This is a genomic window from Agromyces sp. P1_H4 (assembly GCF_056405255.1).
In genome coordinates this window covers 1-11,152 of record NZ_JBFUCL010000096.1, presented here as the reverse complement: position 1 = coordinate 11,152, position 11,152 = coordinate 1, and the positions used below count along the sequence as shown (strand labels likewise).

Below are 11,152 nucleotides of genomic sequence, written 5' to 3'. Positions count from 1 at the left end.
CGAGGAGGCCGTCGGCCTCGAGGGCGGCGGCCCGGTCGGCGGTCACCTGCACCTCGGCGCCCGCGCGTTCGAGCGCCTTGGCGGCCGAGTGCACGTTGCCCGAGCCGTAGTCGAGCACGACGACGCGCTTCGCACCCGTCACAGCGCGCCCTTGGTCGACGGGATGCCGGTGACGAGCGGGTCGAGCGCCTTCGCCTGCCGGAACGCCCTCGCGAACGCCTTGAACTCGGCCTCGGCGATGTGGTGGGGGTCGCGACCGCCGAGCACCGTGACATGCACGGTGAGGCCGGCGTTGAACGCGATGGCCTCGAAGACGTGGCGCACCATGGAACCCGTGAAGTGACCGCCGATGAGGTGGAACTCGAAGCCCGCGGGTTCGCCCGAGTGCACGAGGAATGGGCGTCCGGAGATGTCGACCACGGCCTGCGCGAGGGCCTCGTCGAGGGGCACGAGGGCGTCGCCATATCGCGAGATGCCGCGCTTGTCGCCGAGCGCCTCGCGGATGGCCTGCCCGAGCACGATGCCCACGTCTTCCACGGTGTGGTGCACGTCGATCTCGATGTCGCCGCGCGCCCGCACCGTGAGGTCGGTGAGCGAGTGCTTGGCGAATGCCGTGAGGAGGTGGTCGTAGAACGGCACCGAGGTCTCGATGTCGCTCACGCCCGTGCCGTCGAGGTTCACCGACAGGTCGATGCTGGACTCGCTCGTCTCGCGCTGCACGCGGGCGGTGCGCGGTGCGCCGGGAGTGGTCATGCCGTCATCCTATTCGGGGGCCGATGCGGGGTTCGCCGAGGAGGCCGTCGCGTGGGCCGGTGACGCTGCCGCACTCGCGGGCGAACCGGCCGGTGCGAAGTTCGCGATCGCCTCGAGGAACGCCGTCGTCTCGGCCTCGGTGCCGGCCGTCACGCGGAGGCATCCGGGGAGGCCGATCTCGCGGATGAGGATCCCCCGTTCGAGGAGCGCCTCGAACACCGCGTGCGGGTCGTCGACTCCGCCGAACAGCACGAAGTTCGCCCCGCTGCGGTAGGGGCGGAATCCGAGGCGGGCCAGCTCGGTGGCGATGCGCTCACGCTGCCCGCGGATCTCGTCGACCATCGCGAGCATCTCGCCGGAGTGCGCGAGGGCGCCGAGCGCCGCGGCCTGCGTGAGCGCCGAGAGGTGGTACGGGAGGCGCACGAGGCGCAGGGCATCGACGACGGCAGGGTCGGCGGCGAGGTAGCCGACCCGCGCGCCGGCGAACGCGAAGGCCTTGCTCATGGTGCGCGAGACGAGCAGCCTCGGCCGCCCCTCGAGCAGGGTCAGGGCGCTCGGCGTGCCGGGGTCGGCGAACTCGATGTACGCCTCGTCGACCACCACGATGCCTCGCGCGGCATCGGCCACCGCCGTGATCGTGTCGAGCGACAGCGGCGTGCCGGTCGGGTTGTTCGGCGCGCAGAGCAGCACGACGTCGGGGTCGTGCTCACGGATGGCCGCGACGGCGGTCTCTGGGCTGAGCTCGAAGTCGTCGTCGCGCCCTGCGGTGATCCATTGCGTGCCGGTGCCCGACGCGAGGAGGCCGTACATCGAGTAGGTGGGTGCGAATCCGAGCACCGAGCGGCCCGGGCCCCCGAACGCCTGCAGGATGTGCTGCAGCACCTCGTTCGACCCGTTGGCCGCCCAGATTCGGTCGACGTCGAGTCCATGGCCCAGGTAGTCCGCCAGCGCACGACGCAGCGCGGTGAACTCGCGGTCGGGATACCGGTTCAGGCTGAGGATCGCCGCGGCGACCCGCGCGACGATGTCGTGCGCCACGTCCTCGGGGATCGGATGCGTATTCTCGTTGACGTTCAGGGCGACGGGCACCGTCTTCTGCGGTGCGCCGTACGGCGTGCGGCCGCGGAGATCGTCGCGGATGGGCAGGTCGTCGAGGCTCGTCACCAGTCCATGCTAGCCACGCGGTGGCAGGCGCCACGGCCCCGTGACGTCACGGAACGACGGGAAGCGCGAGCCGCTGGCCCGGCTCGACGACCGCGTCGTCGAGGCCGTTGAGTCGCATGATCTCGTCGACGAGTTCACGCGGATCTCCCTGCGGCGCGAGGGACTCGGCAAGGGCCCACAGCGAGTCGCCCTGGCCGATCGTGACGTACTCGAACGACGTCGCTGCCCGTGCGGCACCCGAATCGGCCGCCGCGCCACCGGAACCGAGGACGGCGACCAGCGCCCAGACCACCAACGGGAGCGACGCCAGCCCCGTGAAGACCGCCCTTCCCCGACGGGTCAGGCGAAGCCGGGTGGCGGCCGGGGCCTCGATCGGCTGCGGGCGCACGGAAGTGCCGAGCCGGTTCGTTACGATCACTGCACTCATCTCACACCTCCTGATGAGTCGCATCCGGCCCTCGGCCGGGAGGGCCGGATGCGAAGCTCTGTTCCGAATATATCTTCGAATGTTCGAAGCTGCAAGCATCCACTCGTCGTGTGTGGTGCCGCCGAATTGCGCGACACACTCGAACGAATGTTTGCCGCACCGACATCTGCCGGATACAGTTTCGAATGTTCGAACACAGTCGATCAGACACCACCGACATCCGGCCGCGAGGTCGCAACGAGGGGCGGAGACGTTGAGCACCGACATCGACGGAACGCGCACGGCGGGCGGCCAACGCCGCCGCAAGAGCCTGAGCGCGAAGCAGGTCGCGATCCTCGAGGTCATCCAGCGTTCCGTGTCGAGCCGTGGATATCCGCCGAGCATGCGCGAGATCGGTGATGCGGTGGGACTCTCCTCACTGTCGAGCGTGACGCACCAGCTCAACCAGCTCGAGCTCGCCGGCTACCTCCGGCGCGACCCCAACCGTCCCCGAGCCCTCGAGGTGCTCATCGAGCTGCCCGGGGCGCCAGGACGCAACGCCTCGGCGGGCGAGCCCGTGCAGGTGGGCGACGCCGCCATGGTTCCCCTGGTGGGGCGCATCGCCGCCGGCATCCCCATCACCGCCGAGCAGCAGATCGACGAGGTGTTCCCCCTCCCCCGTCAGCTCGTCGGCAAGGGCGACCTCTTCATCCTCAAGGTCGTCGGCGACTCCATGATCGATGCGGCGATCTGCGACGGCGACTGGGTCGTGGTGCGATCGCAGCGCACCGCGGAGAACGGCGAGATCGTGGCGGCCATGCTCGACGGCGAGGCGACCGTCAAGGTCTTCCGGCAGCGCGACGGCCACACGTGGCTGCTCCCCCGCAACACCGCGTTCGAGCCCATCCTCGGCGACCAGGCCGAGGTCCTCGGCAAGGTCGTCGCCGTGCTCCGCGCGGTCTGACCAGGGTTCGGCAGACCCTGCAGCTCTCGGTCAGGCGGCCGTGAGCACTCGGCGCGTCGCGGCCTTGGTGGCCGGTGCACCGAGCCCGTGCAGCCACCCGACCACGGTGTCCATGAAGCCTGCGTGGTCGTCGCGGAACACGGTGTGACCGGTTCCCCTCACGGTCGCGACGGTCATCCCCCGGCTCCGCATCTGCGCGGCGACGCGCTCGGTGATCAGGAGGCTCTTCTCGGCGAGCACGACCAGGCTGGGCGCCACCAGCCGGGCGGGCGGCACGAGCGGCCTCGTGTCGAGGAATCCGAGGATGGTCCGCTTGTCCCAGTCGCGAAGCGTCGCGACCTCGATGTCGACGTCGACCGCGCTCCAGCGGGGGTTCATGCGCACGAGTGCCGACCGCCGGGGCCGCGGGGCCATGGCGAAGAACGCCTTGAACGCCCAGCCCTTGACGCCGGTGGGGAACGAGAACGCCGGGTCGATGTAGATGGCCGCCCGGGGCGCCAGGCGGTCGGCGACGAGGCTCGCGACGAGGCCGCCGAGCGAGTGGCCCATTACCACGTCGGGCGCCCGGTCGAGCATCGGCTCGAGCGTCTCCACGACGTCGTGCGCCCAGGCCGCCGGCGAGTATCGACGCGCCCGGGGACTGCGACCGTGCCCGGCGAGGTCGACCGCGAGCACCCGATATCCGTGCGCGTGGAGCTCTGCCGTCACCCGGTGCCAGGCCCGTGAATCGGACATGATCCCGTGGATCAGCACGGCGGTCTTGGCACCATCGCCGGATTCGTGCACTGCGAGTCGCATGACGTCGACCGTACGGGTCGCACCTGTGGGCTGCCCGGGCGGCACATGGGGATCCCCCGAGTGCGACGACGCGCCGTGCGACGTCGCGCTGAACGACGACGYCGGTCGGATGCCGCGAGCTCGCGACATCCGACCGGCGTGCGTTTCGCCCTACTTCGCGAGCGCGGGCTGGGGCAGCTCGGCGCGCACGGCGCGGGTCGCCTGGATGATGTGCTCAAGCGACGCCACGGTCTCGTCGTAGCCGCGGGTCTTGAGCCCGCAGTCGGGGTTGACCCACAGCTTGGAGGCCGGGATCTCCGCGACCGCCCGCTCGAGGAGCGACTGCACCTCGGCGGCGCTCGGCACGCGCGGCGAGTGGATGTCGTAGACGCCCGGGCCGATGCCGTGGTCGAAGCCGCTCGTCGACAGGTCGTCGACGACCTCCATGCGGCTGCGGGCGGCCTCGATCGAGGTCACGTCGGCGTCGAGGTTGCGGATCGCGTCGATGACCACGCCGAACTCCGAGTAGCAGAGGTGCGTGTGCACCTGCGTCGCCGCAGCGGCGCCGCCCGTCGCGAGCCGGAACGAGCCGACCGACCAGTCGAGGTAGGCGGGCTGGTCGGCGAGCTTCAGCGGGAGCAGTTCGCGCAGCGCCGGCTCGTCGACCTGGATGACCCGGATGCCGGCCTRCTCGAGATCGCCGATCTCGTCGCGCAGCGCCAGCGCGATCTGGCGCGCGGTGTCGCCGAGCGGCTGGTCGTCGCGCACGAACGACCACGCGAGGATCGTCACCGGACCGGTGAGCATGCCCTTGACCGGCTTCTCGGTGAGCGACTGGGCGTACGTCGACCACTCCACCGTCATCGGCGCCGGACGGGAGACGTCGCCCCACAGGATCGACGGGCGCGTACAGCGCGATCCGTAGGACTGCACCCAACCGTGCTGCGTGACCGCGAACCCGTCGAGGAGCTCGGCGAAGTACTGCACCATGTCGTTGCGCTCGGGCTCGCCGTGCACGAGCACGTCGAGACCCAGTTCCTCCTGCAGGCGGATGACGCGTTCGATCTCCTCGCGCATGAGCCCGCGGTACTCGGCATCTGTCAACTCGCCCTTCAGCAGGCGTGCGCGCGCACGACGGATGTCGGCCGTCTGCGGGAACGATCCGATGGTCGTGGTGGGCAGCTCGGGCAGGTCGAGCGACTCCTGGGCGGCGACCCGCTCGTCGTACTCGTCACGGGCGAAGTCGCGATCGGCGAGGCCGGCCAGTCGTGCACGCACCGAGGGCACGCGCACCCCGGGCGCACCGGCACGGTCGGCGAGGGCCGCGGATGCCGCGTCGAGCTCGCTCGCGATGGCGTCGCGTCCCTCGGCGAGCCCCCGTGCCAACGTCGCGACCTGGGCGACCTTCTGGTCGGCGAACGCGAGCCAGCTCACGAGGCGCGGGTCGAGCTCGGACTCGTCCTCGACGTCGTGCGGCACGTGCAGCAGCGAGGTGGAGGTCGAGACGGCCACGTCGCCCGAGAAGGAGCGGAGCGCGTCGGCCCGCTCGAACGCGTGCGCGAGGTCGCCCCGCCAGATGTTGTGGCCGTCGACCACGCCCGCGACGAGGGTCTTCGACGCCAGCGACTCCTCGGTCGCCGGGTCGAGCTGCTCGGGCGCGGTGCCGCGCACGAGGTCAAGTGAGATGGCCTCGACGGGCGCGGCCGCCAGCGCGGGAAGCGCGTCGCCGAGCGCGCCGTAGGGCGCAGCCACGAAGATCGACGGGCGCTGCTCGGTGGAGCCCAGCGCGTCGTAGGCCTGGCCGATCGCCTCGAGGATCCGGTCGCGCGACTCGTCGATGCTCTCGCTCACGAGCGCCGGCTCGTCGAGCTGCACCCACGCGGCACCGRCTGCCCGCAGCTCGGCGAGGAGCGCCGCGTACACGGGCACCAGGTCGGCGAGGCGGTCGATCGGCCGGAAGCCCTCGGGGGCGCCATCGGCGGCCTTCGCGAGGAGGAGGAAGGTCACGGGTCCGACGATGACCGGGCGGGTGAGGAACCCGGCGGCCTTGGCCTCGGCGAACTCTGCGAGGATCCGGTCGGCGTGCAGGGAGAACGCGGTGTCGGGCCCGATCTCGGGAACGAGGTAGTGGTAGTTCGAATCGAACCACTTCGTCATCTCGAGCGGCGCGTCCTCGCCCTCGCCGCGGGCGATGGTGAAGTACCCGGCGAGGTCGACGCGGCCCGACTCGTCCTGCAGCCGGCGGAAGCGCTCGGGCACGGCGCCCACCGCGATCGCGGCGTCGAGCACCTGGTCGTAGTAGGAGAACGACTCGGGGATGGACGAGTCGTCACGGCCCAGGCCGAGGGCTGCGAGGCGCTCGCGCGTCGCCGCACGGAGGTCGGCGGCGGCGGCCTCGAGCCCGCTCGCGTCGATCGCGCCTGACCAGAAGGCCTCCACGGCCTTCTTCAGCTCGCGGCGGCGCCCGATGCGCGGGTAGCCCAGGATCGTGCCGGTGGGGAAGGAGTGTGCGGTCATCGTTCTGTGGTGTTCCTCTCGTTGAYGAGTCGGTCGTTGACGCCGATCCCGAGCCGGTCGAGCACGTCGAGCACGGCCTCATGGCGGTTGAAGGTGTACAGGTGGAGGCCCGGTGCGCCGCCCGCAAGCACGTCGGCGGCGAGCCGGGTGGCGAAGTCGATGCCGAGCTCGGCCTGCGCCGCGGCATCCGGTTCGATCTCGAGGTCGATCGTGAGGGACGCCGGCGGCTCGACGCCTGTGAGCTCGGTGAGCCGGGCGAGCCGGGCGGGCGTGGTGACCGGCATGATGCCGGGCAGGATGGGGATCGTCACCCCGCCGGCGCGGGCCCGGTCGACGAAGCCGAGGTAGTCCTCGGCGCGCCAGAACAGCTGCGTGATGGCGAGGTTGGCTCCTGCGATCTCCTTGGCGAGCAGTGTGTCGACGTCCTGGGCGACCCCACGCGATCGCGGATGTCCCGTGGGGAACGTCGCCACCGCGACGCGCTCGGGCCTCGGCCGCTCACCGATCTGCCTGACGCCGGGCAGGCCGGGGATGCCGACCTGGCCGAAGGGCTCGCGCTCCTCCTGCACCCGGTGGATGAGCTGCACCAGCTCGGCGGCGCTGTCGAGGTCGCCGATGCCGGCGTCGGGAGAGGCATCGGCACCCGCGGGCGGGTCACCGCGCAGCGCGAGGAAGCTCGTGATGCCCGCGTCGAGGAACTCGCGCACGAGGCGGTTGGCCTCGGCATGCGAGGAGCCCACGCAGGTGAGGTGCGCCATCGGCTCGACGTCGGTGTGCTCGAGCATGTAGCGGAGCACGGTCAGGGAACGGTCGCGCGACGAGCCGCCGGCGCCGAACGTCACCGAGATGAACGCGGGGTGCGCCTCGGCGAGCTTGTCGATCGTGCGACCGAGCGCGAGCGCAGCGGCATCCGTCCTGGGCGGGAACAGCTCGAAGGAGACCGGCGGGCGGTCCCGACAGTCCGCGCCTCCGGCGTCCGGTCCGGTCTGGGCCATGGTGCTCCTGCGTGGCGTCGCGTGCCGTTCGGCGAAGGCGCGGCAGGCCGCGTCCCCCGGCCGGATCGGCGGGTGGGTGTCGCGGGCGGGTGCCGGGCTCGGCGGTCGCTCCAGGTGCCCGGCATCCGGCCGTGCACCGACGATCACCAGCGACGATACGCCTCCGTCACGCGGATGCGCCCACTATGACGCGAGGTGACAGGGAACCGGCGGCACGACCTAGGCAGGCACGGATGCCGAGTCGAACTCCGCGAGCTGGCCGGCCTGCTCGGGCGAGGCGAGCGCCCGGATGCGGGTGCCCTCCTCGACGTACTCGATGGACAGGACGCGACCGGCCTCGTGGAGCGTCGAGACCACGTCGCCGCGGTCGTACGGCACGAGCAGGTCGACCTCGACCGCGGGGTCGGGCAGCATGCGCTCGATCGCCGCGAGCACGTCGGGGATGCCCTCGCCGGTGCGCGCCGACGCGAACACGGCGTTCGGCTCGAGTCCGCGGAGCACGAGCCGGTCCTCCTCGGTGACGAGGTCGGCCTTGTTGAAGACGATGAGCTCGGGCACGTCGCGCGCGCCGACCTCGCCGATCACATCGCGCACGGTGGCGATCTGCCCGGCGGGGTCGGGGTGCGCCGCATCGACGACGTGCACGATCAGGTCGGCGTCGCCGACCTCCTCGAGCGTCGAACGGAACGCCTCGACCAGCTGGTGCGGCAGGTTGCGCACGAACCCGACGGTGTCGGCGATCGTGTAGACCCGGCCGTCGGTGGTGGTGTTGCGCCGCACGGTCGCGTCGAGCGTGGCGAACAGCGCGTTCTCGACGAGCACTCCGGCTCCGGTGATGCGGTTGAGCAGGCTCGACTTGCCCGCGTTCGTGTACCCGGCGATCGCGACCGACGGCACGGCGTTGCGGCGGCGGTTGGCGCGCTTGGCCTCCCGGGCGGGCTTCATGCCGGCGATCTGCTTGCGCAGCTTCGCCATGCGCGAGTGGATGCGGCGACGATCGAGCTCGATCTTCGTCTCACCCGGTCCGCGGGAGCCCATTCCGGCGCCGGCGCCGCCGACCTGGCCACCGGCCTGGCGGGACATCGACTCACCCCAGCCGCGGAGGCGGGGAAGCAGGTACTCCAGCTGCGCGAGCTCGACCTGGGCCTTGCCCTCACGGCTCTTCGCGTGCTGGCTGAAGATGTCGAGGATCACCGCGGTGCGGTCGATGACCTTGACCTTCACGACGTCCTCCAGCGCACGCCGCTGGCTCGGAGCGAGCTCGGTGTCGGCGATGACGGTGTCGGCGCCGAGCGCGGCCACGACGTGGCGCAGCTCCTCGGCCTTGCCGCTGCCGAGGTAGGTGCTCGGGTCGGGGTGCGGACGACGCTGCAGGAGCCCGTCGAGCACCCGTGCACCGGCCGTCTCCGCGAGGGCCGCGAGCTCGCGCATCGAGTTCTCGGCGTCGTCCTGCGAACCCTGCGCGTACACGCCGATGAGCACGACGTTCTCGAGGCGCAGCTGTCGGTACTCGACCTCGGTGACGTCCTCGAGCTCGGTCGAGAGACCGCTCACCCGCCGCAGCGCCGCCCGCTCCTCGCGGTCGAACTGCTCGCCGTCGTGCGAGTCGTCGCCGGTCACCTCGGAACCCGTGCGCTGGATCGCCGAGGCGTCGCCGGCCCCGAACCTGGCCACGCCCGCGCGGCTCTCCGCGCTGCGGAGCACGCGCTCGACGTCGTCGTCTGCAGTGTGCCGTTCGCCTTCGTTCATCTCGTCAACCTTACTTCCGTTCGCGTGCGATAACTTGCTTGCATGGGCTCCGACCACTACTTCTCCCCTTCGCCTCGGAGCGGCGGCGGCACGCGCACGATCCGTGTGCGACTCGCCGGCCGGGAGGTCGAGCTCGTCACCGCCGGCGGGGTGTTCAGCCCCGAGCATCTCGACGAGGGCACCCGCGTGCTCCTCGACGCCGTCCCTGCGCCGCCTCAGACCGGGCACCTGCTCGACCTCGGTGCGGGCTGGGGACCGATCGCGCTCAGCCTGGCGATGCAGGCACCGGATGCCACGGTGTGGGCGGTGGACGTCAACGAACGCGCCCTCGACCTGGTGCGTCGCAACGCGGCCCGCCTCGGCCTCACCAATGTCAACGCCGTGCTGCCCGGGGATGTTCCCGATGACGTTCGGTTCGCCACGATCTGGTCGAACCCGCCGATCCGCGTCGGCAAGCAGGAGCTGCACGCCATGCTCGCGCACTGGCTTCCCCGACTGGCCGACGACGCGACCGCTTGGCTCGTGGTCGCCAAGCACCTCGGGGCGGAGTCCCTGCAACGCTGGATCGCCACCGAGCTCGGCCTCGACGTCGAACGAGCGGACAAATCCAAGGGGTTCCGGGTGCTCGCTGCCCGTGCGGCGACCGCGCGCTGAACTCAGGCGAGGGTGAGCACCCCGTCGAAGACGAGCTCCGCCGGCCCCGAGAGGGCGACATGCTCGCCGTCGGCTGCCTCGAACATGCGCACGCCCAGGACGCCACCCGGCACCTGCACGCGCCAGTCGTTCGGCGCGCCGGATCCGGCCCAGTACCGCACGGCCAGTGCCGACGCGACCGCGCCGGTGCCGCACGAGAGCGTCTCGCCCGAACCGCGCTCGTGCACGCGCATGCGGATGCGGCCGATGYCGTCCTCGACGAGCGGCTCGGCGGGCACCACGAACTCGACGTTCGCGCCGGCCTCGGGCACCGGGTCCAGCACGGGCTGGTAGTTCAGGTCGACGGCCTCGAGCTCATCGTCGTCGGCGAGGGCCACGACCACGTGCGGGTTGCCCACGTCGATGCCGAGTCCGGGTCGTGCCACCGGCAGCTCCTTGCCCCGCACGAGCGGCTCGCCGCCGGCGAGGCGCCACGGTCCGAGGTCGGCCTGGAAGCCGTCGGCGCTGCGTCGCACGGTGCGGACACCCGCGCGCGTACCGATGGCGATCGCCCCTCCGGCCGGGAGCTCAGCCAGCCCCTGGTCGAGGAGGTAGCTGACGAACACGCGGATGCCGTTGCCGCACATCTCGGAGACGGTGCCATCGGCATTCCAGTAGTCCATGAACCACACGGCGGCCGGGTCCTCCGACAGGGCCGCGGCGCCGTCGTCGAGGTTGCGGGAACGCACTGCTCGGATCACGCCGTCGGCGCCCACCCCGAACCGCCGGTCGCACACCGCGGCGATCTGCGTGGGCGTGAGCTCGGTGTCGCCCTCGGGGTCGCTGAAGAGCACGAAGTCGTTGCCCGTGCCCTGCCCCTTGGTGAATCGCAGATCGAACGGCATCCGATCAGTCTAGAGCCGCCTGGCGGGCCAGCTCCGAGCCGCGAGCGGCGAGGTCGTCGGCGTCGATCGTGGTCGCGTCGCGATAGCGGCCGAACCAGCCGACCTGCCGGCGCGCGTAGGTGCGCGTGAGCTGCTGCGTCTGGGCGATCGCCTCGGCGCGCGACATCCGCCCATGGAACTCGGCGAGGGCCTGCGCGTAGCCGATCGCCTTGCGCGCCGTGACGCCCCGCTCGAGGCCGCGCGGCACGAGCTCGCGCACCTCGTCGAGCAGTCCGTCCTCCCACATGCG

The 11,152-nt window shown here is 71.5% G+C and carries 10 protein-coding genes and 2 pseudogenes; 2 read left to right on the top strand and 10 right to left on the bottom strand.

Annotated features, from left to right (window positions below; all coding sequences use genetic code 11):
• The 4 genes and pseudogenes from AC1DY2_RS08160 to AC1DY2_RS08145 form a co-directional block, all read right to left on the bottom strand.
• A pseudogene (locus AC1DY2_RS08160) lies at window positions 1-142 on the bottom strand (imidazole glycerol phosphate synthase subunit HisH); the annotation flags it as partial.
• Window positions 139-753: an imidazoleglycerol-phosphate dehydratase HisB gene (gene hisB / locus AC1DY2_RS08155; protein ID WP_476761962.1), complete on the bottom strand. Its 615-nt coding sequence runs from the start codon at window positions 751-753 to the stop codon at window positions 139-141. The pseudogene AC1DY2_RS08160 and the gene hisB, both read right to left, overlap by 4 nt.
• A 9-nt stretch (window positions 754-762) precedes the next feature.
• Window positions 763-1,917, bottom strand: coding sequence for a histidinol-phosphate transaminase (locus AC1DY2_RS08150; protein ID WP_476761961.1), 1,155 nt, complete (start codon window positions 1,915-1,917; stop codon window positions 763-765).
• A 46-nt stretch (window positions 1,918-1,963) separates the two neighbouring features.
• Window positions 1,964-2,344 carry a LysM peptidoglycan-binding domain-containing protein gene (locus AC1DY2_RS08145; RefSeq protein ID WP_476761960.1) on the bottom strand — a complete coding sequence of 127 codons (381 nt, stop codon included), beginning with the start codon at window positions 2,342-2,344 and terminating at the stop codon, window positions 1,964-1,966.
• A 265-nt stretch (window positions 2,345-2,609) separates the two neighbouring features.
• Between AC1DY2_RS08145 and lexA the strand changes: the two genes are divergently transcribed.
• On the top strand, window positions 2,610-3,287 hold the full coding sequence (gene lexA, locus AC1DY2_RS08140; RefSeq protein ID WP_309977742.1) for a transcriptional repressor LexA: 678 nt from the start codon (window positions 2,610-2,612) through the stop codon (window positions 3,285-3,287).
• A 30-nt stretch (window positions 3,288-3,317) separates the two neighbouring features.
• On the opposite strand, the gene AC1DY2_RS08135 is transcribed toward lexA, so the two are convergent.
• The 4 genes from AC1DY2_RS08135 to hflX form a co-directional block, all read right to left on the bottom strand.
• Entirely contained in the window at window positions 3,318-4,085 is a 768-nt protein-coding gene (locus tag AC1DY2_RS08135; protein WP_476761959.1) for an alpha/beta fold hydrolase, read from the bottom strand.
• 150 nt (window positions 4,086-4,235) lie between these two features.
• On the bottom strand, window positions 4,236-6,581 hold the full coding sequence (metE, locus tag AC1DY2_RS08130; RefSeq protein WP_476761958.1) for a 5-methyltetrahydropteroyltriglutamate--homocysteine S-methyltransferase: 2,346 nt from the start codon (window positions 6,579-6,581) through the stop codon (window positions 4,236-4,238).
• Window positions 6,578-7,576, bottom strand: coding sequence for a methylenetetrahydrofolate reductase (locus AC1DY2_RS08125; protein ID WP_476761957.1), 999 nt, complete (start codon window positions 7,574-7,576; stop codon window positions 6,578-6,580). Before AC1DY2_RS08125 ends, metE begins: the two co-directional genes overlap by 4 nt.
• Before the next feature lie 219 nt (window positions 7,577-7,795).
• Entirely contained in the window at window positions 7,796-9,325 is a 1,530-nt protein-coding gene (hflX, locus tag AC1DY2_RS08120) for a GTPase HflX (protein ID WP_476761956.1), read from the bottom strand.
• 42 nt (window positions 9,326-9,367) lie between these two features.
• Here hflX and AC1DY2_RS08115 point away from each other — a divergent pair, with 42 nt between their 5' ends.
• Window positions 9,368-9,979, top strand: a complete 612-nt coding sequence (locus tag AC1DY2_RS08115; RefSeq protein ID WP_476761955.1) for a class I SAM-dependent methyltransferase — start codon at window positions 9,368-9,370, stop codon at window positions 9,977-9,979.
• 2 nt (window positions 9,980-9,981) lie between these two features.
• On the opposite strand, the gene dapF is transcribed toward AC1DY2_RS08115, so the two are convergent.
• Both dapF and AC1DY2_RS08105 read right to left on the bottom strand, forming a co-directional pair.
• Entirely contained in the window at window positions 9,982-10,863 is an 882-nt protein-coding gene (gene dapF / locus AC1DY2_RS08110; protein WP_476761954.1) for a diaminopimelate epimerase, read from the bottom strand.
• 4 nt (window positions 10,864-10,867) lie between these two features.
• A pseudogene (locus AC1DY2_RS08105) lies at window positions 10,868-11,152 on the bottom strand (tRNA (adenosine(37)-N6)-dimethylallyltransferase MiaA); the annotation flags it as partial.

What these genes read in the sequence shown, in the direction of transcription:
- hisB (WP_476761962.1), bottom strand. Translation starts at nt 753, where the DNA reads ATGACCACTCCCGGCGCACCGCGCACCGCCCGCGTGCAGCGCGAGACG.
- AC1DY2_RS08145 (WP_476761960.1), bottom strand. Translation starts at nt 2,344, where the DNA reads ATGAGTGCAGTGATCGTAACGAACCGGCTCGGCACTTCCGTGCGCCCG.
- AC1DY2_RS08135 (WP_476761959.1), bottom strand. Translation starts at nt 4,085, where the DNA reads ATGCGACTCGCAGTGCACGAATCCGGCGATGGTGCCAAGACCGCCGTG.
- hflX (WP_476761956.1), bottom strand. Translation starts at nt 9,325, where the DNA reads ATGAACGAAGGCGAACGGCACACTGCAGACGACGACGTCGAGCGCGTG.
- AC1DY2_RS08115 (WP_476761955.1), top strand. Translation starts at nt 9,368, where the DNA reads ATGGGCTCCGACCACTACTTCTCCCCTTCGCCTCGGAGCGGCGGCGGC.